This window comes from Bradyrhizobium sp. Kon56, from assembly GCF_055807635.1.
On sequence record NZ_JBVVOU010000008.1, the window covers coordinates 20,672 to 39,289 of the forward strand.

Sequence of the window (18,618 nt, forward strand, 5' to 3'; positions counted from 1 at the left end):
CTACCGCCGCGCACGCCGTCCTGATGGCGCAGCAATATCCGACCAGTCGTCCGGCGGCCGTGTCCCGGAAGCTGATCAGCATTCCCGGCGATGTGATCCATCGTCCAGTCTGCTGCCGCTCAACCCGGCACCCTGACACCCCACCGTTCCGCTTTGTCGCGGCTTCGACGAAAACGGTTCGGTTCAGGCTTGGCGAAAGACGATATTTTTCATAATGGCATGGTAGATGAACAGCGGCCCCCAACCAGGGCGGCTCAAGACGGTCCCGTAGCTCAACTGGATAGAGCATCAGATTTCTACTCTGAGGGTTGCAGGTTCGATTCCTGCCGGGATCGCCAAAATATCTCAAGAAGCCCCTGCAATATAAGCACATTTTGCATTTCGAAAAAAGCGACACCTCTCAAAAATTGAAAATGTAAGCCGGTCTAAGCCGGTTTTTTAGCGCCAGATTCCCGAAAAAATTACCGAACCGATTCCGTCAGCTCCGGCCGCTGAGGTAAGAGCCGCTCGGACCATGCTGAAATGATTCGTCAATCCCATTCTTTCGCGTTTGATAGAGCATCAGATTTCCAATCTGAGGGTTGCTCGGCGGAAAGCCTGCTATAAACAACCACTTAGCCGCGCACGCCTTAGACGTGCGCCGGCGCTATAATCCCTCTTTGGTTGTTTGCGTACACCAAACGTGTATTGGGTAGTGTTGTGTCAGGAAATTCCGAACTGCAATCGCTTGCAGAACGCCTTAGACGCACGCGAGTCGAAGAAGCTAAAGCAGGCCGATTGGTGCCGCTTCGTCGGGATCGGGCCCCAGGCTTGGAACAATTACGAGCGTGGGATAAATCGAATTTCCATAGATCAAGCGATCAAGGTGTGTGCGGCCACAGGGGTTTCACTCGATTGGATATATCGGGGCATCACCGCGGGCTTGCCTTACGACATCGCCGTAGCGTTACAAAGTCGACCCCGCAATGACTAGAAAATATGATCTCTTCGCAATCAGCGCGCTCGCTGCGAGCGCGGTGTTGTCGGTGTGGCTGGGCTTGTGGGGGCCAAACAACGCAACGACGTTAAAGGACTGGCAACCCCTAAACGACTAGCCGGCCGCTGCCGGCGGCCGGATGGCCGCGGCTACCTGACACCAGAAATCGCGAGAAGTCCATCCGCAGGACCCCGTAGATCCAGTATGTCGACTCCAAACAATGCATCCGCAAGCGGTGCGTTGATTTGCTTTTGATTGCAGCCTAACGTCCATTTTTTTATGGAGCTTAAACGATGGAAGCCATTGTTCCAGTAGCAGTCGAAACGAGCCAAGCGCATTGCGGCTTGATCATGCCGTTGGCGGAATTCGACAACTGCTCTGCGACGCATTGGGACGACGTACGTAAGATTATTTCTTCTGCGGTCGAAACGCTCCGGTCCCCCAGCTTCATCGTACGGATGGTTAGCGAGGGGGACGAGACGGGCATCATCCATCGCCGCATCATTCAGAACGTTTACTCGGATCCGATCGTGGTCTGCGATGTTAGCGGACGTAATCCCAACGTGCTATTTGAACTGGGGATGCGCCTCGCATTCGACAAGCCGGTCGTCATTGTGAAAGACGACCAAACGCCGTTCATGTTCGACACAGGCATGATCGAGCACTTGCAATACCCCAGAGATCTTCGCCACGGAGCCATCGAAAACTTCAAAGCAGCGCTCGCTAAGAAGGTAAGCAGCACCTACGCGGCAGCGACGGACAACCCAGAAAGCATTTCTTTCATCCAAAGCTTCGGCCCCTTCAAGACCGTGAAGCTCGACAGTGTCGAGGAGCCCGCTGACAAGGCGATCCTCACTATGCTCGGTGACATGCAATCTCAGATCCATCGGTTAGCTGGCTCGGTCGCTCAAATGACATCAAACGCGGCGACGAACAATCAACAAGAGCTGCCGCGAACACCTTTGGGAATGATCCATGAGTGGGTCCTCGAGGAGTGGATCAAGTCGGGAGGTGTGCCCGACCATGTGCGGGCAAAGCTCGGGCTCCGATTTCGGGAGCTCCGCGGAGCAATGAGCCGGGGGGCGTTTGATCGGAGCGTCGAGGATGCCATCACGGCTTTGGACGCTGCCGGAGTAGGTGAACCTCCTCGAAACTATCGCTCTCGGGGAAGCTCGTGATGCAATACGTTTTCCGCTCAAAACGTTCGGTTTGCGGATTAAGCTGCCGACGGACGTCCCGCAAAAATTCCCGAACAGATCCCGAGCTGTTGCTAAGTAATTGATGAGCGGTCGGAATTCCGACTACGGCTAAAGGCTTTCTACTCTGAGGGTTGCAGGTTCGATTCCTGCCGGGATCGCCAATTTCGGTCTCATCCGTTCATCGTGAGCCCGATCTACGGCGCCCACCTGCAGAATCCGTCCTTCACGAACGCGTGGGCCGCCTCGCTCCGGGCTTTGATTCAGGCAAACGAGCCCTATCTATCCGCCGGACGACGCGCGACCAATAGGGACTTCGATGCCACTATCCGACTTGACGAGAATGGCTATCGCATCTGCGGTGGCGGTTGTGGCAATATCGTTCCTGGCAGTTGACGCGGGCGTCGTGAACTCCGGTGTGATCACAAAGCCCATCGCGACGGCGCAGGCTTCCATCGCGGACGCTGCGGCGAGTCAGCATCAACTTGCCTTTGCCGTTCAGGCATGGACGCGTCGCGGCCACCCGAAGCCTACCCTCGAAGAATGCCTGGCGATCGATTGAAACAGCGCAGTCGCCGCTCTCGTCTCGCGGATGTATGCGCAACGTAATAATCATGTTTGCTATAGGCCGTTATTCCCCCGGATGAAGATCGTCCAAATCCAGCCGAACAGTGCGCTCAAGGCGGCGACCGATGCGGCGATTGCCGCGGTCCGAGTCCACCAGATCTGCCGCTCGTGCCGTTCGATATCCGCCTCGGATTTTTGATTATCTTTCCAGTTCAGCCATTCCTGGGCGAACCCGATCGTCATGACGGGCGCGGTTCCGATCGCGATCGCTCCTGCGGATGCCGCGTCGGTCTGGGCTAGGCGCGCTCGGACGTTGGCTGCACCCGTCTTTTCAAGCACCGCAAGCCATTGCCGGGACTGTTCGTCTGAAACATGCCACGTGCATTCCGTGTAAGGAAACGCTTTCGGTCGCTCTGTCACGGCCTTGCACCGCACTCACCCTTCAGTGTCGCCTTGATGTCGCGCCCACCACCCGGCAATCGCCGCTGCTAGATCCTTCCACAACTCAGTCGGCAAATCCGGCACCGCCACCCGGACGCTGTACCGATCCGTCGTCGCGTCGTGAAACCACTCGGTCGCCGCGAAATCGAAACCAAAACTGCCGGCGTGGCGAATGGGGAAGCCTTTGCCGCTCAGGTCGCGGCTCATGTCCTCGGCGGCCTGCCGCGCGGTCGCCTCATCGAGGGCGCGCCTGCCGCGAAGCGTGACATAGAGGCCGTGGGTGAAATGCAGCTCGGCCGAGAGCGAAGCGAGCTCGGCGGCGAAATATCGCGCCGCGTGGCGACCGTTGCGCAGAATCGCAGCGACGCGCCTTTTCGTCAGGGCCCAATAGGCCACAGAGCCCACGAATGGCGGGAAGTGCGCCGGCAACGCCGCGCCACCGAGAAGCCGGACGGCATTGCGGGTTTCCGCCGCCAGGCTTTCGGACAGCAGCTGGCCCGCCTTGAGGTCCTTCCGGCTCCAATGCACGAACACGGCAGAGCCGAGCCGGCCGTATTCCACCCCGAGCGAATCCAGCTTGTTGTGGCTTCGCACCAACACGACGGGAATGTCCCATCGCGCGGCCCATCTCAAGACACGCCGGATGCGCGCCGATCTGCCGGCGAAACATGTCGTGTCGAAAATCAACAGATCGAGCCCCGAACCGTCACAACGCAGAGCTGCCTCGAACGCCCGGGCAGGGGCGCATGAATCGAGCAGGAGCAAGCGTGGCAAGGCTGCCGCAGCGAACGCTTCGCCCAGCGGGAGGCTGGCGATGACAAGCCGCAAATGGGGGACGAGGCTCTCGATCAGCTCCAGTGTCTCGCCGTAAGTGCCCGGCAGCACCACGACGTCTGCTTTGCCGATGATCCGTGCGGACGCGAGCAGCAGCGCGGAGATCGCGGCCATGCCGGAGGCGGTATAGATCGCATCGCTCCTGCAGCCCCGCTCGAGTTCATAGAACGAGGGACCACTCACCTTGAGGTCCGCGCGCTGATAGTCGTAGCTGAACACGAACGGACCGCTGCTGGGAGACGCCGCATGCGACCAGGCCGTCTCCGTCGCTCTCCAGTCCTGCAGCGCATGTTCCGCGCGTAGTGCGGCGGCGAGCTGAAACTTGGAGACCACAACCTCGTCGACCGATTGCGGCCGAGCCAAATGCAGCGGGCTCCTCAGGCAATCGTTCAGCAGCCCGATTTCCCTGTGCTTTCGATCGAGATAGGCTTCGGAGGTCTCCATGCGGATCTTGATGAGCGTCTTGATGCGGATCTTGGCAATTGCGACTGCCATTCAACGTCCGGCGAGCGCATTGGCTCCAACAGCCGGGCCCGCCTATCCTTGCAACGAAGACCGGTCCTCGCCGTTGACACGGCACAAGGAGAACATCATGAGCGAGATCAGAGAGCACATGAAGATCGTCGGCAAGGACGGCGCACATGTCGGCACCGTCGACCGCGTCGAGGGCAACCGTATCAAGCTGACGCGGAAGGACAACCCGGAAGGTCACAAGGACCATCATCATTACATCGACACGAAATATGTCGGTGCCGTCGAAGGCGATGTCGTCAAGCTTTCGGTCAATGCCGACGCGGTGCCGAAGTCGGAAGCTGCCTGACACAGTGCAGCCCTTCGGGGACTTTTTGTTTGTTCACGATCCTGCTCCGCTTCGTTCCCCGAAACGAATCGCGATCGGAAAATCGTCGTCCGAACGAGTCTTAACGTAGCGTTTCGGCGGCTCGCGTCAGGCGTCGAGTGTCACGAGCATAGGCGCCGATGGCGGCGTTCTCGCGCGAAATGAATTGAAGGGGGCGCGGAACGAACTTGCGATCGGCGCGTTCGAAATCCAGTGGTGCCGATTTGCCAGCCCCGATCGGCTCTCGATAACCCCGTGCTTGTCCCCCGAGCACGGGGTTTTTCTGTGAATACCAGTTCTCTCGTAAAGAGAGAGCTCAGTCCGTCCGCTCTTCGCGCCGGTCGCGGGCGAGTTGATGCCAGGCCAGGGCCAGCTCGATGAGACGTTGCCGGTCAGGACCTTCGGCCGCCACGGCGCGCTTCATCGCCGTCTCGGCTTCATGCTGTGGATCGTACTTGGTACACATGAAGCCAATTCTAGCCGGACGATCTGGACAAGCGCGTGGCAATTTCGTCCGTATGATTGCGGGGTAATGCCGTCCTCGCGGATTTGCGACGCAATCCAATTCACGCATCTGTCGAACGACCCGCCCCGATTGGGGGCTTGATGCGTACCGATCTGTGAAGTGCGTCACAGCCGGCGCACGGCGCCTCCGCTAAACAGTCCTCAGCGCTCCCAGAGAGCGAGAAGGCTTGGGAGATATTCCCGTCATGACGCAAGAAGCCGCAGCCGAAATTCCCGTCCCGGCGCGAGGCGAAAGATCCGACCCGCTCGGCATCGCTTATCTTGCGACCATCGGCATCGTGATGCTGGCCTGGATCGCAGGCCTGGTCTGGGCCGCGATCGCGTTCTTCAACTGGGTAGTGTCCTGACGCGCGGGGCGATCCCCTTGAATCAATTCCCGGCCAGCTGAGGGCCAGCGCCAAAACGAAAAGAGGCGGCTTTTCGCCGCCTCTTCGCTTCAGCCCTCGCCTGGCGTGCTCAGTAACAAGCCCGTGGATCAGCCTGCACGTACTGGCCGCTCGGATAGCGGTAGTAGCAGTTGCCTTGGGCCAGATAGTAGCCGGGGCGCGAAGCAGCCGTCGCGCCGGCGATCGCGCCGGTGGCACCGCCGATCACAGCGCCTGCGGCCGCACCCGAGGCGTTGCCCGAGATCAGGCCGCCCAGCACGCCGCCGACGATAGCGCCGCCAAGCGCGCTCGCGCCGGGATCGGCCGGTGGCGGCGGCGGCGGCGGTTCGTAGGCGACGGGCGGAGCATAGGCCACGGGGACGTCGTCGTAATAATCCTCCGAGATATAGGCCGGAGGCCCGTCCATCCGCTGCGGATAATAATACCGCGCGCCGCCCACATCCCACCACCAGCCAGAGCGGCCGTTGTGGACTTCGTGGCGCCAGCGTCCGCCATCCCAGGCGAGATGGCCGCGATAGGTGTGTCCGCCCCAGTCGCGCGCCGGTGCGGGACCCCTGGCGTAATTGCGTCCGGGCGGCGGACCGCCGGCATTGCGAGGGCCAGGACCTGGACTCGCGAGAGCAGGATTTGGACCCGGACCAGCATGACCAAGACCGCCGGCGTAGGGCTGGACGCCGGCCTGTGGCGCCGGCCGGGCAGCCTGCTGCGGCGGCGGCCCCTTTCGCATGTTCTGCGGCGGCGCGCCGGCGCCTGGCCCGGCCGATGGCTGGGCGGCGTCTCTCGGCGGTCTGGCGTCCTGAGCCTGCGCCGGGACGGCGAGCAATGACATCGCCGAAACCAAGGGAATGATGATCTTGATGCGACTGGACACACTCATGCGTGCTTGCCCCCTACTCTTTCGATTGCCGTCAACCGCCGTGATGCCTGGCGCGATAGACGATTCGGCTCGCGCTGAGCTGATGCCGGCTGACATGACTGACCTGCTTTGGTCGGCTAAGTCCCGTTACAAATGATTAAGATCACGACATTTTTTCGTCCGCGCGGGTCGCTCTGGCATGCCTCTAGTGGGCCGGCTCGATCACATTGCAGTTGCTTCGCCCGGACATCAGGCAGTCCTGCATCTTGCTCGCGGAGGTGAGATCGCGGGCGAGCCACCAGCCGACGCCGAGGATCAGGATCGCGATGATCAAGCCAGCGATGGCGCCGCGGCGGTTGTCACCGGATTGAGGTTTTGGAGTGGATTTCGGCTTCGCGCCCGGTTCGGGCTTAGCTTCGGAGTTGGCTTCGGAACTGGCTTCGGGCTTGGACATGGCTGACCGATCACGGGGGCGAGCGGGCTTTATCACCTCTGCGGCGTGGCGTCACATCCCGTCCGGCTTCTCCCGGTTAGCCTCGGGTCGGCCGGATCGCTTCCTTGCGGGAGGTTTCGGCCGCCGGGATCGCCTGCTGGACGCGCGGAGCGCAGGTCGTAAGCACAAACGCGGTCTGGGTGCATTCCCAATCCGTGCCCAGGACGGCACTTTCGATTGGTTGCGGACGGGCGAGCAGCAGCGCGGCAGTGGCCAAGGCTGCCACCACAACGGCGATTGCGAGCGCCTTCAGGCTCAGTCGTGAGATCGTCATACCCGTGCTCCGCGTCTCATACCCGGGCGGACGCTAGGCACCGCCCTGGTGCCCCCTTATGAGGGACATCACAATTCGGCAGTTTTTCGGGGCTACGAGAGATCGTCGGGGGCGGCGATTTTCGTCTACCTGATCGGCTGCGATTATAGGTGGCATCACGGCGCGCGCCGATGTACACGCATCTGCGTCGCGCGGCGCCCGCTATGCCCAGCCGACGTACCAACAGGCAGTGATGTAGGATCGAAAGCGAGGATGACAAGGTTCGCCGATGAGTGGATTTAGGGAACCAGGCTTCTCCGACCGGCAAAAGGCGGCACAGGAAGCACGCAAGAACCTTTTGAACAAATTCAAGTCGCAGCCGGGGCCGGATGATCCCGCGGTTGTGGCGAGGCGTGCGGAGCGCGAGGCCCTTGCGGCCAAGCGCGCCGAAGCAAAGGCTGCGCGCGACACGGAAAAGGCCGAGCAGAAGCGCCTTCAAGAAGAAGCTGCCGCGCTCGAGGCCGCGCGGATCGCCCGCGAGGCCGAAGAAGCCGTCGCGAAGGCGGCCGAAGCCGAGGCCGAGCAAAAAGCCAAGCGGGACGCCCGCTACGCCGCCCGCAAGGCGAAGCGCAAGTAACGTTTGCAAGTCTAACGCGCGCAAGTCACGTTCAATTGAATTTGGACTGAAACAAATGCTCTGGGGGCGGTCTACGTGACCGCCCCCGGATTTTTGGCGCGCGTCTGCCTGTCGCAAGCGCCTCCTCGACGTTGGAAGATCAGTGCTTCTTCATCATCCCGTCGTCTTTCTTCATCCCGTCCTTCGACATCGTGTCCTTCTTCATGCCGTCGTCCTTGGACATGGTGTCCTTCTTCATGCCGTCCTTGGACATCGTGTCCTTTTTCATCATGCCGTCATCCTTGCCCATCTTGTCCTGGGCAAAGGCGGCAGGCGACAGCGCGAGGCCGAGCGAGAGAACGGCCGCCGAAACGCCGAGCGCGATGCGGGTACGAATGGTCATGACTGGTCTTCCCTTCGAGATGGATGTTGGTCAGCGACGGACGCCGCTATCTGATCTCGACGGATTGCCACGGGGCGTTGTTACGCGGCCGCCGATAAATTTCCGCGAGCCCATCCTTGGTTCTGCGGATGTAGGAGATCGGGAGTGTGCAATGCAGCATCACCGACGCTTGCCGCGGCATTCGGTCTCGAACTATCAGACTAGAGAACATTGTCTGAAAGACCGGCTAGGATGGGCCTCAGCGCGGTCTCCAAGACCGGCCCAAAATCACGGCAAAGCAAACAAGAACCTTCCAAGAACCGTCCAAGGGAATCACGCCATGTTCACGCGCCGCCACCTGATCGCGACCGCCGTCGCCGCACCCGCCATTCTCCGTTTCAGCACCGGCACCGCGCATGCCGCGACCACGCTGAAGATCTCGCATCAATTCCCGGGCGGCACCGTCGAAAAGGGCGATTTCCGCGACCGGCTCTGTCGCGTGTTCGCCGCCGAAGTCAGCAAGCGCAGCAACGGCGACATCGCCGCCGAGATCTATCCGAACTCCTCGCTGATCAAGACCAACGCGCAGTTCTCCGCGATGCGCAAGGGCGCGCTCGACATCAGCCTCTATCCGATGCCCTATGCCGGCGGCGAATTGCCGGAAACCAATATCGGCCTGATGCCGGGCCTCGTCACCACCTACGACCAGGGCATGCGCTGGAAGAAGGAGCCGGTCGGCAAGGCCTTGACCGACTTCCTCGCCGACAAGGGCATCATCCTGCTCAGCTGGGTGTGGCAGGCCGGCGGCGTCGCCAGCCGCTCCAAGCCGATCGTGGCCCCCGAAGATGCCAAGGGTCTCAAGGTGCGCGGCGGCTCGCGCGAGATGGACATGGTGCTGCAGACTGCCGGCGCATCCGTGCTGTCGGTGCCCTCGAACGAAATCTACGCAGCGATGCAGACGGGGGCGTGTGATGCCGGCATCACCTCCTCGACCAGCCTGATCTCGTTCCGGCTTGAGGAGGTCGCGAAATCGCTGACCTCGGGCGCAGGCGCGTCCTATTGGTTCATGCTCGAGCCGCTGATGATGTCGAAGGCGATCTTCGACAAGCTGCCGAAGAACCAGCAGGACGTCCTGCTCGCGGTCGGCACCGAGCTCGAAGCCTTCGGCCGCAAGGGCGCGCAGGACGACGATGTCGAGGTCGCCAAGGTCTACGAGAAGGCCGGCGCCAAGGTCTCGGCGCTCGATGCCGCGACCGTCGGCAAGTGGCGTGACATCGCCCGCGACACCGCATGGAAGGACTACGGCGCCAAGACCGCGACATCTGCCAACCTGCTCAAGCTCGCGACCGACGTCGCCGCATGAGCCACGGTCCGCTTCCGGATCGTGACGGCCAGGTAAACGCTGCCGCAAGGACCGGCCTTGCGGCAGCGATCGATCGCGGTCTCGCCATCCTCAACAACATCATCGTCGTGTTCGCCGCGATTGCGCTGATCGCCGCCTGCGCCATCCTGAGCTACAGCGTGCTCAGCCGCGCCTTGTTCAAGGCTGCCAATTACTGGCAGGACGAGGCCGCGGTGTTCCTGCTGGTCGGCGCGACCTTCATGACGGCCGCCTACGTGCAGCAGAACCGCGGTCACATCGGCATCGAGGCCTTCGTCGGCCTGCTCTCACCACTGGCGAACCGGATCAGGCTCTGGCTGGTCGATGCCGTGACGCTTCTGTTCTGCGCTTTCTTCGCCTGGAAGTCCTGGACACTGGCGCATGAAGCCTATGTCGATGGCCAGGTCTCGAACTCGATGTGGTCGCCGCCGCTGGCCATCCCCTATTCGCTAATGGCGTTCGGCATGAGTCTGCTCTGCGTCCAGATCCTCGTGCAGCTTGCGCTGCCTTTCGCTGGAGCCAGGCGTTCATGAGCGTTTTCGGTATCGGCCTCGCCTACGGGATCGCGACGCTTGTCGTGATGTTTTCGGGCATGCCGATCGCGTTCGCGCTCGGCGCGGTCGCAGTCGTGTTCATGGGCATCTACATGCCCGCCGCCTCTCTCGACACGGTGACGCAGAATGTCTACGAGGAAATGGCCTCGATCACGCTGCTGTCGATCCCGCTCTTCATCCTGAAGGGCGCCGCGATCGGCAAGTCGCGCGCCGGCCAGGATCTCTACTCGGCCCTGCACGCTTGGCTGCACCGCGTCCCCGGCGGGCTCGGCGTCGCCAATGTGTTCGCCTGCGCGCTGTTTGCGGCGATGGCGGGCTCCTCGCCCGCGACCTGCTCGGCAATCGGCTCGGCCGGCATCCCCGAGATGCGCAAGCGCGGCTATTCCGGCGGCTTTGCCGCGGGGATCATCGCCGCCGGCGGCACGCTCGGCATTCTGTTGCCGCCGTCGATCACCATGATCCTGTTTGCGGTCGCCGCCGAAAAATCGCTAGGACGGCTGTTCCTCGCCGGTATCGGGCCCGGCCTGCTGCTGGTCTCGCTGTTCGGCGTTTACGCCGTGATTCGCTTCCGCCAGGAATACGCCGCGGCCGAAGCGATCTACAAGAACGGCGGCCCGGAAGCTGCGATCCTCGCCCGCGACGAGTACACGCTCGCGGAACGCTTCAGCGTACTGCCGCGCGTGATCCCGTTCGTGCTGCTGCTCACCGGCGTCATGATCGCCCTCTATGGCGGTTACGCCACGCCATCAGAGACTGCCGGCCTCGGCGGCCTCTTGGCGCTGGCATTGATCGCGGCGATCTACAGCGTGTGGCGGCCGAGCGACCTTGCCCCGATCCTGAAATCGACGATCCGGGAATCGACCATGCTGATGATGATCATCGGCATGTCGCTGCTCTATTCCTACGTGATGAGCTATCTGCACATCTCGCAATCGGCCGCCGAATCCGTCGTCGCGATGCATTTGCCCCGCTGGGGCCTCTTGTTCGCGATCCTCGTCATGGTCGTCGTGCTCGGTTTCTTCCTGCCGCCGGTCTCGATTATTCTCATGACCGCGCCAATCATCCTGCCGCCGCTCCGCGCCGCCAATTTCGACATCATCTGGTTCGGCGTCGTCATGACCATCGTGATGGAGATGGGACTGATCCATCCACCCGTCGGCCTCAACATCTTCGTCATCCGCAACGTCGCGCCGGATATTCCCCTGCGCGAGGTGATCTGGGGCACGCTGCCGTTCGTGCTTTTGATGATGCTCGCGGTGCTGCTGCTCTGCTTCGTGCCGGGCATCTCGACCGCACTGCCGGACCTGGTGATGGGGCCGGACGGGAGCAGGTAGCTGCGTCCACCATCATTGCTTCGCTGCGCTCGCAATAACGGAGAACTAGGAGCTGGCGCGCTTCCTCTTCGCGTTCAGTGCGGAGGCCACGCGGCTCACCGGCGGCTTGCCCAGCACGCCGCTCATCTCGTTGGTTGCCGCCAGCAACCGGTCCATATCGACACCCGTCCTAATCCCCATGCCACCGAGCATATAGACGACGTCCTCGGTCGCGACGTTGCCGGTCGCGCCCGGCGCGTAGGGGCAGCCGCCGAGGCCGCCGGCGGCGGCGTCGATGACGCGGACGCCTTCCTCCAGCCCCGCATAGAGATTGGCGAGCGCCTGGCCGTAGGTGTCGTGAAAATGCATCGCGAGATTGGCGGGAGGGATGTTGGCGCTGACCGCCCGCAGCATCTCTTTGGCTTTGGCAGGCGTACCGACACCGATCGTGTCGCCGAGCGAGATCTCGTAGCAGCCGAGCTCCCACAGCGTGGTGGCGAGATCGGCGACCGCTTTCGGCTGGATCTCACCGTCGAACGGACAGCCCAGCACGCAGGAGATATAGCCGCGGACCTTGACACCATCGTCCCTGGCGCGCGCCAGCACCGGCTTAAACCGTTCGATGGACTCCGCGACCGTGCAATTGATGTTGGCCCGCGAAAAGCCCTCGGAGGCCGCGGCGAACACCGAGACGATCTTTGCGCCGGCCGCGCACGCGGCGTCATAGCCCTTCTCGTTCGGCACTAGCACGTGGAATTCGGCACTGGTCAAATGGCTAACGCCGCGCAGCACGGCGTCCGAGCTCGCCATCTGCGGGATCGCCTTGGGCGAGACGAAGGCGCCGACCTCGACTGTATTGAGGCCGGCCGCGACCAGCGCCTCGATGAAGGCGATCCGGGCCTCGACACTGACCGCCGTTTTCTCGTTCTGGAGGCCGTCACGCGGCCCCATTTCGATGATGCGGACCTTATCGCTCATCTCATTCTCCGGAAGGCTCGACCACGGCGAGCTCGACGCCCTCCTGGACGATGTCGCCGACCTTGCATTTGATGGATTTCAGCACGCCGGCATAGGGCGCACGCAGCGTCTGCTCCATCTTCATCACTTCCAGGGTGAGGATCGGCGCGCCCTTCTCGAGCTTGGCGCCCTCCTCCGCCAGCACGGCGACGACGGTGCCCGGCAAGGGCGCTGCGATCTTGTCCGCGCCGGCCTGCTCCTCCATCTCGCCGCCGAACGGATCGACCCAATGCAGGTCGAATCGCCCGTTGCGCGTGCGCAAATACAGCTCATGGCCGTCGATCACGGCTGCGACGAACGATTTGACGCCGTCAAGCGTCACGTCGAAGCCGCCGTCCCGGGGCGCGATCGCAAATGCCAGCTCGCGTTCGCCGATCACCAGCGTCGCTGGTCCGCTGCCATAGTTCAGCGTGATCTTCTGCTCGGACCCATGACCAACACCATGACCCGCGCGAAACGCAAAATTGCGCTGGCGGCGGCCGACCGCCATCCAGCCAAAGGTCTGCCAGGGCGAATTCGCGTCCGCCTGTGCAGCCTGCCGCTCGTGGTTGATCACAGCGGCCACCGCGGCGCAGAGCTCGAGCTCGCCCGGCGCCGCCGGGGCCTGCGTCAGAACCGTCAGTTCGCGCTCGATGAAGCCGGTGTCGATCGCATTCGCCCTCACCTTCGGATGCGTCATCAGCGCCGACAGGAACGGGATGTTGGTCACGATGCCGCGGACGTCGGACTCTTCCAGCCCGCGGTTCAGCCGCTCGATCGCGACATCCCGCGTCGGCGCCCAGGCGATCATTTTTGCCAGCATCGCATCGTAGTACGGCGAAACCGTATCGCCTTCCCGATAGCCGGAGTCGATGCGCAGCCCCCCCGTTTCAGCGGGCAGACGCCAGGTTGATATCTTGCCCACCGACGGCATGAAGTTCTTGGTCGGGTTCTCCGCGTAGACCCGCGCCTCCACGGCGTGGCCGTGAAGCTTGATCTCGTCTTGCTTCAGCGGCAACGCCTCGCCGAAAGCGACGCGCAACTGCCACTCGACCAAGTCGATCCCCGTGATCAGCTCGGTCACGGGATGCTCGACCTGGAGACGAGTGTTCATCTCGATGAAGAACACGTCCTTGCCGTCGGACACGAACTCGATGGTGCCGGCGCCGACATAGTTGACGGCGCCCGCGGCCTTTCGCGCGGCGGCACAGACCGCCTCGCGCTGGGCGGGATTGAGCGTCGGCGACGGTGCCTCCTCGATCACCTTCTGGTGGCGGCGCTGCAGGGTGCATTCGCGCTCGAACAGCGAGAGCAGATTGCCGTGGCTGTCGCCGATCACCTGCACCTCGATATGCCGGGGGTTATCGACATATTTTTCGATCAGCATGCGGTCGTCGCCGAACGCGGCCTTGGCCTCGCGCTTCGCGCTGACGATCGCAGGCGCAAGTTCATCCGCGGAGCGAACGATGCGCATACCACGGCCGCCGCCGCCAGCGGACGCCTTCACCAGAATCGGGAAACCGACCTTCTCGGCCGCCTTCGCCAACGTCGCATCGTCCTGCGCCTCGCCGTGATAGCCTGGCACCAGCGGGACGCCGGCCTTCTCCATAAGCGCCTTGGAGCCGGACTTCGAGCCCATGGCAGTCATCATTGGCGCTGTCGGGCCGACGAAGACCAGTCCGGCGTCGAAACACGCCTGGGCGAATTCGGCATTCTCCGACAGGAAGCCATAGCCGGGATGGATCGCCTCCGCGCCGGTCTTGCGCGCGGCCTCGATCAGCCGCTCGACATTAAGATAGCTGTCGCGGGCACGTGCGGGCCCGAGCAGCACGGCCTCGTCGGCGAGCGCGACATGCATCGCGTCGCGGTCCGCCTCGGAATAGACCGCGACCGTGCGCAGGCCCATGGCGCGCGCGGTGCGGATCACGCGGCAGGCGATCTCGCCGCGGTTGGCGATCAGGAGGGTGCGAAAACGGCGGTAGAGCTTTGAGCGGTCCATCGCATCACATCCTGAACAGGCCGAATTTCGTCGGTTCGATCGGCGCATTCGACGCCGCCGAGAGGCCGAGACCGAGCACCAGCCTTGTGTCGGCCGGGTCGATCACGCCGTCGTCCCACAGCCGCGCGGTCGCGTAATACGGGTGCCCCTGGCTCTCATATTGCGCGCGGATCGGTTCGCGGAATTTATCTTCGTCTTCTTTCGACCAGCTGTCGCCCTTGGCCTCGATATTGTCGCGGCGGACCTGGCTCAGCACCATCGAGGCCTGCTCGCCGCCCATCACCGAGATGCGCGCGTTAGGCCACATCCACAGGAAGCGCGGGGAGTAGGCGCGGCCGCACATGCCGTAATTGCCGGCGCCGTAGGACCCGCCGATCACCACGGTGAATTTCGGCACCGACGCGGTCGCGACCGCCGTCACCAGCTTGGCGCCGTCACGCGCAATGCCGCCGGCTTCGTATTTCTTGCCGACCATGAAGCCGGTGATGTTCTGCAGGAACACCAGCGGAATGCCGCGCTGGCAGCACAGCTCGATGAAATGCGCCCCCTTCAGCGAGCTCTCGCTGAACAGGATGCCGTTGTTGGCAATGATGCCGACCGGAAAACCCCAGATGTGGGCGAAGCCGCACACCAGCGTCGTGCCGTAGAGCTTCTTGAACTCGTCGAACTCGGAACCATCGACGACGCGCGCAATGATGTCGCGCACGTCGAACGGCTTGCGCCCGTCGACGGGCACCACGCCGTAGATCTCCTCCGCCGCGAACAAGGGATCACGCGGCGGATGCATGTTGAGGTTTGGTCGTACCGACGGCTTCAGCGTGCCGACGATGCGGCGGGCGATGCCGATCGCGTGTGCGTCGTTCTGGGCATAATGATCGGTCACACCCGATTGCCGCGAATGCACGTCGGCGCCACCAAGCTCCTCCGCGGTCACCACTTCGCCTGTCGCGGCCTTCACCAGCGGCGGCCCGCCGAGGAAGATCGTGCCCTGGTTGCGCACGATGATGCTCTCGTCCGACATCGCGGGGACATAGGCGCCGCCGGCTGTGCAGGAACCCATCACGATGGCAATCTGCGGGATTCCTTGCGAGGACATCTGCGCCTGGTTGTAGAAGATGCGGCCGAAATGCCGCTCGTCGGGAAATATCTCGTCCTGCAGCGGCAGGAAGGCGCCGCCGGAATCGACCATATAGACGCAGGGAAGATTGTTCTGCCGCGCCACGTCCTGCGCGCGCAGATGCTTCTTCACGGTCATGGGATAATAGGTGCCGCCTTTGATGGTGGCGTCGTTGGCGACGATCACGCATTCGCGGCCCAAGATACGCCCGACCCCGGTGACGACGCTCGCCGAATGCACGTCGCCGCCATAGAGGCCATAGGCCGCGAGCGGCGACAGCTCCATGAACGCGGTGCCGGGATCGACCAGCAAGTCGACGCGCTCGCGCGCCAGCATCTTGCCGCGCGACGTATGGCGGTTGCGCGAGACCTCGCCGCCGCCGCCGGCGACCTGGCTCAGCTTCTCGCGCAAATCCGCGACGAGGGTGCGCATGGCCTCGGAATTGCGCGCAAAGTCCGACGAAGACGTATCGATGCTGGAATGGAGCGGCATGTTGATTCCAATCGCGTGAAGGTTTTAAGCCGTCTCGGCCATCAATTCGCGACCGATCAGCATACGTCGGACCTCCGAGGTGCCGGCGCCGATCTCGTAAAGCTTTGCATCGCGCCACAGGCGTCCGACCGGAAATTCGGAGGTGTAGCCGACCCCGCCAAGCGCCTGGATCGCCTCACCCGCCATCCACGTCGCTTTCTCGGCGGAATAGAGGATCGCAGCGGCGGCGTCCTTGCGCAAGCTGCGCGCGTGATCGGCGCGGTCGCAGGCACGCCCCACCGCATAGACATAGGCGCGCGTGGCCTGCCAGGTCGCGTACATGTCGGCGAGCTTGCCCTGCATGAGCTGGAAGTCGCCGATCGGCTGCCCGAACTGCTTGCGCTCGTGCATATAGGGCACCACCGCGTCCATGCAGGCCGCCATGATCCCGAGTGGTCCACCCGAGAGGACCGTACGCTCATAGTCGAGGCCGGACATCAGCACCTTGACGCCCTCGCCGACCTTGCCAAGCACGTTCTCCTCCGGCACCTCGCATTCGTCGAAGAACAGCGGATACGTGTTGGAGCCGCGCATGCCGAGCTTGTCGAGATGCTGGCCGTGGCTGAAGCCCTTCGTCCCCTTCTCGACCAGGAAGGCGGTCATGCCGCGCGGGCCCGCTTCCGGATCGGTCTTGGCATAGACCACCAGCACGTCGGCATCGCCGCCATTGGTGATCCACATCTTCGAGCCGTTGAGCACGTAGCGGTCGCCGCGTTTGTCGGCGCGCAGTTTCATCGAGACGACGTCTGAGCCGGCGCCGGGCTCGGACATCGCGAGCGCGCCGACATACTCGCCGGAGATCAACTTTGGCAGATAGCGCTCGCGCTGCGCATCATTGCCGTTGCGGCGGATCTGGTTGACGCAGAGATTTGAGTGGGCGCCATAGGAGAGGCCGACCGCGGCCGAGCCGCGCGAAATCTCCTCCATCGCGACGATATGGGCGAGATAGCCCATGTTGGAGCCGCCATATTGCTCCGGCGCGGTCATGCCGAGCAGGCCGAGGTCGCCAAGGCGCTTCCAGAGGTCCGCCGGGAATAGATTGGCCTTCTCGATATCGGCGGCACGCGGGGCGATCTCCGCCTCCACGAAGGCGCGCAGCGTGTCGCGCAGCATGCTGATGTCTTCGCCCAGATCGAAATCGATGCTCGGGATATTCAAGGCGATTCCTCCCTATTTTGGGGACCGAACCTAGCGGCATCCGGGCCCTTCTGCGGTCGAAAAGGTTGCATTTTCCGCCAAACTTGGCGAGGATTTTCCCAGAGGATTTTCCGATGCCTTTTCAAGTCGCAACCGCGATCCCGCGCCGTGCCGTGACCCCTGCCGCCTTCGTCCGCGGCGTCGTTGCCGCTTACGAACGCTACGGCCGCGATCCGACCGAGGCGCTGAGCCGGGGTCAGGTAACGCCGGGCCTTGTCAATTCTCCGGATGGGCGGGTCACGGCCGGCCAGTTCGAGGCGCTGGCGGGCCATGCCATGCGCGAACTCGATGACGAGGCGCTCGGCTGGTTCTCGCGGCGGCTGCCCTTTGGCACCTACGGCATGCTGTGCCGCGCCTCGATCACCGCCCCGACGCTGGAGGTCGCGCTCAAGCGCTGGTGCCGGCACCATCGTCTGCTCACCGAGGACGTGCTGCTCGATCTCGCCGTCGGCGAGGAGACCGCGGTCGTGTCCATCCGCGAACTGACCGACCTCGGACCTCTACGCGAATTCTGCCTGGTCACCCTGCTCCGCTATGTTCTCGGCTTCTCCTGCTGGGCGGTGGATTCGCAAATCGCGCTCCGCGCCGCGGAATTTCCGTACCCCGAGCCCGGCCACGTCTCGGTCTATCCGACCATCTTTTGCCGAAACATCCGCTTCGGTGCGGACCGCGCTTCCATCACCTTCGACAAGCATTACCTGTCGCTGCCGCTCACCCGGAGCGCGGCGGACCTCGACAACATGCTCAAGGGCGCGCTGCGGCTGACCGTACTGCCCTATCGGCGCGACCGGCTGCTGGTCGAGCGCGTTCGCCGCGTACTCCGCAATGCGCGCGGACGCAGTCTCGGCGCCGAGGATGTCGCAAGCGAGCTGGCACTCTCCACCCGCACCATGCATCGGCGCCTGCGCGATGAAGCGACCTCACTGCGGGATCTCAAGGAAGAGGCAAAATTCGAGCTCGCCAAGCAGGAGTTGATGCGCGGTCGCAGCCCGATCAAGCGGATCGCGGAGATCGCCGGCTTCCGCAACGAGAAGAGCTTTTCCCGCGCCTTCCGCACCTGGGCCGGCGCCTCACCGCGCGAGTTTCGCGGCAGGTATCGCTGACGCGCGTGCTGTCATGCTGTTGCGGCCTCCGAGATCCAACTCGGAGGCCGCAACATTTCCAAAC

Annotated in this window: 21 protein-coding genes and 1 tRNA gene; 11 read left to right on the plus strand and 11 right to left on the minus strand. The window is 63.1% G+C overall.

Translation table 11 applies throughout. The annotated features are described in order from the left end of the window. Positions 1–261: 261 nt before the first annotated feature. The 4 genes from AC0L3B_RS14850 to AC0L3B_RS14865 all read left to right on the plus strand — a co-directional run bounded on the left by AC0L3B_RS14850 (position 262) and on the right by AC0L3B_RS14865 (position 2,734). Positions 262–338 (plus strand) — tRNA-Arg (locus AC0L3B_RS14850). Between the two features lie 356 nt (positions 339–694). After that, entirely contained in the window at positions 695–973 is a 279-nt protein-coding gene (locus AC0L3B_RS14855; RefSeq protein WP_473380723.1) for a helix-turn-helix domain-containing protein, read from the plus strand. 296 nt (positions 974–1,269) lie between these two features. After that, positions 1,270–2,154 carry a hypothetical protein gene (locus tag AC0L3B_RS14860; protein ID WP_377830305.1) on the plus strand — a complete coding sequence of 295 codons (885 nt, stop codon included), beginning with the start codon at positions 1,270–1,272 and terminating at the stop codon, positions 2,152–2,154. A gap of 337 nt (positions 2,155–2,491) precedes the next feature. After that, entirely contained in the window at positions 2,492–2,734 is a 243-nt protein-coding gene (locus tag AC0L3B_RS14865) for a hypothetical protein (RefSeq protein WP_346731035.1), read from the plus strand. Between the two features lie 59 nt (positions 2,735–2,793). Here AC0L3B_RS14865 and AC0L3B_RS14870 read toward each other — a convergent pair whose 3' ends face one another. Next, the gene (locus AC0L3B_RS14870) at positions 2,794–3,159 is read right to left on the minus strand and encodes a hypothetical protein (protein ID WP_473380635.1); all 366 of its coding nucleotides are present in this window, start codon (positions 3,157–3,159) and stop codon (positions 2,794–2,796) included. Positions 3,160–3,174: 15 nt separating this feature from the next. After that, the gene (locus tag AC0L3B_RS14875; RefSeq protein WP_247541586.1) at positions 3,175–4,458 is read right to left on the minus strand and encodes a hypothetical protein; all 1,284 of its coding nucleotides are present in this window, start codon (positions 4,456–4,458) and stop codon (positions 3,175–3,177) included. 148 nt (positions 4,459–4,606) lie between these two features. Between AC0L3B_RS14875 and AC0L3B_RS14880 the strand changes: the two genes are divergently transcribed. Then, the gene (locus AC0L3B_RS14880) at positions 4,607–4,834 is read left to right on the plus strand and encodes a DUF2171 domain-containing protein (protein ID WP_018457777.1); all 228 of its coding nucleotides are present in this window, start codon (positions 4,607–4,609) and stop codon (positions 4,832–4,834) included. A gap of 334 nt (positions 4,835–5,168) precedes the next feature. On the opposite strand, the gene AC0L3B_RS14885 is transcribed toward AC0L3B_RS14880, so the two are convergent. Then, entirely contained in the window at positions 5,169–5,318 is a 150-nt protein-coding gene (locus AC0L3B_RS14885) for a hypothetical protein (protein WP_018457776.1), read from the minus strand. Between the two features lie 244 nt (positions 5,319–5,562). Here AC0L3B_RS14885 and AC0L3B_RS14890 point away from each other — a divergent pair, with 244 nt between their 5' ends. Beyond that, positions 5,563–5,724 (plus strand): hypothetical protein, encoded by a 162-nt coding sequence (locus AC0L3B_RS14890; RefSeq protein WP_018457775.1) that lies wholly within the window; start codon positions 5,563–5,565, stop codon positions 5,722–5,724. A 109-nt stretch (positions 5,725–5,833) separates the two neighbouring features. Here the strand turns inward: AC0L3B_RS14890 and AC0L3B_RS14895 are convergent, their stop codons facing one another. From AC0L3B_RS14895 to AC0L3B_RS14905, 3 genes are all read right to left on the minus strand, one after another. After that, positions 5,834–6,640 carry a hypothetical protein gene (locus AC0L3B_RS14895; protein ID WP_085385254.1) on the minus strand — a complete coding sequence of 269 codons (807 nt, stop codon included), beginning with the start codon at positions 6,638–6,640 and terminating at the stop codon, positions 5,834–5,836. Positions 6,641–6,824: 184 nt separating this feature from the next. Beyond that, on the minus strand, positions 6,825–7,073 hold the full coding sequence (locus AC0L3B_RS14900) for a hypothetical protein (RefSeq protein ID WP_085385255.1): 249 nt from the start codon (positions 7,071–7,073) through the stop codon (positions 6,825–6,827). A 76-nt stretch (positions 7,074–7,149) separates the two neighbouring features. Further along, complete coding sequence (locus AC0L3B_RS14905) at positions 7,150–7,386, minus strand: hypothetical protein (RefSeq protein ID WP_085385256.1); 237 nt, start codon at positions 7,384–7,386, stop codon at positions 7,150–7,152. 268 nt (positions 7,387–7,654) lie between these two features. Between AC0L3B_RS14905 and AC0L3B_RS14910 the strand changes: the two genes are divergently transcribed. Then, on the plus strand, positions 7,655–8,002 hold the full coding sequence (locus AC0L3B_RS14910; RefSeq protein WP_473380636.1) for a DUF6481 family protein: 348 nt from the start codon (positions 7,655–7,657) through the stop codon (positions 8,000–8,002). 139 nt (positions 8,003–8,141) lie between these two features. On the opposite strand, the gene AC0L3B_RS14915 is transcribed toward AC0L3B_RS14910, so the two are convergent. Further along, complete coding sequence (locus tag AC0L3B_RS14915; protein WP_007591301.1) at positions 8,142–8,384, minus strand: pentapeptide MXKDX repeat protein; 243 nt, start codon at positions 8,382–8,384, stop codon at positions 8,142–8,144. A gap of 319 nt (positions 8,385–8,703) precedes the next feature. Here AC0L3B_RS14915 and AC0L3B_RS14920 point away from each other — a divergent pair, with 319 nt between their 5' ends. The 3 genes from AC0L3B_RS14920 to AC0L3B_RS14930 are packed head-to-tail and all read left to right on the plus strand — an operon-like array spanning position 8,704 to position 11,632. Further along, a complete protein-coding gene (locus AC0L3B_RS14920) occupies positions 8,704–9,726 on the plus strand; it encodes a TRAP transporter substrate-binding protein (protein WP_473380637.1) in 1,023 nt (340 codons plus the stop codon). Then, entirely contained in the window at positions 9,723–10,277 is a 555-nt protein-coding gene (locus AC0L3B_RS14925; RefSeq protein ID WP_247296812.1) for a TRAP transporter small permease, read from the plus strand. Before AC0L3B_RS14920 ends, AC0L3B_RS14925 begins: the two co-directional genes overlap by 4 nt. After that, on the plus strand, positions 10,274–11,632 hold the full coding sequence (locus AC0L3B_RS14930; RefSeq protein WP_007591317.1) for a TRAP transporter large permease: 1,359 nt from the start codon (positions 10,274–10,276) through the stop codon (positions 11,630–11,632). Before AC0L3B_RS14925 ends, AC0L3B_RS14930 begins: the two co-directional genes overlap by 4 nt. Positions 11,633–11,677: 45 nt before the next feature. Here the strand turns inward: AC0L3B_RS14930 and AC0L3B_RS14935 are convergent, their stop codons facing one another. The 4 genes from AC0L3B_RS14935 to AC0L3B_RS14950 are packed head-to-tail and all read right to left on the minus strand — an operon-like array spanning position 11,678 to position 17,367. Continuing rightward, entirely contained in the window at positions 11,678–12,589 is a 912-nt protein-coding gene (locus AC0L3B_RS14935) for a hydroxymethylglutaryl-CoA lyase (RefSeq protein ID WP_018457768.1), read from the minus strand. A gap of 1 nt (position 12,590) precedes the next feature. Further along, entirely contained in the window at positions 12,591–14,606 is a 2,016-nt protein-coding gene (locus AC0L3B_RS14940; RefSeq protein WP_473380638.1) for an acetyl/propionyl/methylcrotonyl-CoA carboxylase subunit alpha, read from the minus strand. Positions 14,607–14,610: 4 nt separating this feature from the next. Then, positions 14,611–16,215, minus strand: coding sequence for a carboxyl transferase domain-containing protein (locus AC0L3B_RS14945; protein ID WP_204511134.1), 1,605 nt, complete (start codon positions 16,213–16,215; stop codon positions 14,611–14,613). 24 nt (positions 16,216–16,239) lie between these two features. Beyond that, a complete protein-coding gene (locus AC0L3B_RS14950; RefSeq protein ID WP_085349863.1) occupies positions 16,240–17,367 on the minus strand; it encodes an isovaleryl-CoA dehydrogenase in 1,128 nt (375 codons plus the stop codon). A gap of 158 nt (positions 17,368–17,525) precedes the next feature. On the opposite strand from AC0L3B_RS14950, the gene AC0L3B_RS14955 reads away from it, so the two are divergent. Continuing rightward, positions 17,526–18,554, plus strand: coding sequence for an AraC family transcriptional regulator (locus AC0L3B_RS14955; RefSeq protein WP_473380639.1), 1,029 nt, complete (start codon positions 17,526–17,528; stop codon positions 18,552–18,554). Positions 18,555–18,618 lie beyond the last annotated feature (64 nt).

Excerpts from the sequence above, each read along its gene's own strand:
- AC0L3B_RS14860 (WP_377830305.1), top strand. The coding sequence starts at position 1,270 with ATGGAAGCCATTGTTCCAGTAGCAGTCGAAACGAGCCAAGCGCATTGC.
- AC0L3B_RS14865 (WP_346731035.1), top strand. The coding sequence starts at position 2,492 with ATGCCACTATCCGACTTGACGAGAATGGCTATCGCATCTGCGGTGGCG.
- AC0L3B_RS14875 (WP_247541586.1), bottom strand. The coding sequence starts at position 4,458 with ATGGAGACCTCCGAAGCCTATCTCGATCGAAAGCACAGGGAAATCGGG.
- AC0L3B_RS14880 (WP_018457777.1), top strand. The coding sequence starts at position 4,607 with ATGAGCGAGATCAGAGAGCACATGAAGATCGTCGGCAAGGACGGCGCA.
- AC0L3B_RS14885 (WP_018457776.1), bottom strand. The coding sequence starts at position 5,318 with ATGTGTACCAAGTACGATCCACAGCATGAAGCCGAGACGGCGATGAAG.
- AC0L3B_RS14890 (WP_018457775.1), top strand. The coding sequence starts at position 5,563 with ATGACGCAAGAAGCCGCAGCCGAAATTCCCGTCCCGGCGCGAGGCGAA.
- AC0L3B_RS14895 (WP_085385254.1), bottom strand. The coding sequence starts at position 6,640 with ATGAGTGTGTCCAGTCGCATCAAGATCATCATTCCCTTGGTTTCGGCG.
- AC0L3B_RS14900 (WP_085385255.1), bottom strand. The coding sequence starts at position 7,073 with ATGTCCAAGCCCGAAGCCAGTTCCGAAGCCAACTCCGAAGCTAAGCCC.
- AC0L3B_RS14905 (WP_085385256.1), bottom strand. The coding sequence starts at position 7,386 with ATGACGATCTCACGACTGAGCCTGAAGGCGCTCGCAATCGCCGTTGTG.
- AC0L3B_RS14910 (WP_473380636.1), top strand. The coding sequence starts at position 7,655 with ATGAGTGGATTTAGGGAACCAGGCTTCTCCGACCGGCAAAAGGCGGCA.
- AC0L3B_RS14915 (WP_007591301.1), bottom strand. The coding sequence starts at position 8,384 with ATGACCATTCGTACCCGCATCGCGCTCGGCGTTTCGGCGGCCGTTCTC.
- AC0L3B_RS14920 (WP_473380637.1), top strand. The coding sequence starts at position 8,704 with ATGTTCACGCGCCGCCACCTGATCGCGACCGCCGTCGCCGCACCCGCC.
- AC0L3B_RS14925 (WP_247296812.1), top strand. The coding sequence starts at position 9,723 with ATGAGCCACGGTCCGCTTCCGGATCGTGACGGCCAGGTAAACGCTGCC.
- AC0L3B_RS14930 (WP_007591317.1), top strand. The coding sequence starts at position 10,274 with ATGAGCGTTTTCGGTATCGGCCTCGCCTACGGGATCGCGACGCTTGTC.
- AC0L3B_RS14935 (WP_018457768.1), bottom strand. The coding sequence starts at position 12,589 with ATGAGCGATAAGGTCCGCATCATCGAAATGGGGCCGCGTGACGGCCTC.
- AC0L3B_RS14940 (WP_473380638.1), bottom strand. The coding sequence starts at position 14,606 with ATGGACCGCTCAAAGCTCTACCGCCGTTTTCGCACCCTCCTGATCGCC.
- AC0L3B_RS14945 (WP_204511134.1), bottom strand. The coding sequence starts at position 16,215 with ATGCCGCTCCATTCCAGCATCGATACGTCTTCGTCGGACTTTGCGCGC.
- AC0L3B_RS14950 (WP_085349863.1), bottom strand. The coding sequence starts at position 17,367 with ATGCTGCGCGACACGCTGCGCGCCTTCGTGGAGGCGGAGATCGCCCCG.
- AC0L3B_RS14955 (WP_473380639.1), top strand. The coding sequence starts at position 17,526 with ATGCCTTTTCAAGTCGCAACCGCGATCCCGCGCCGTGCCGTGACCCCT.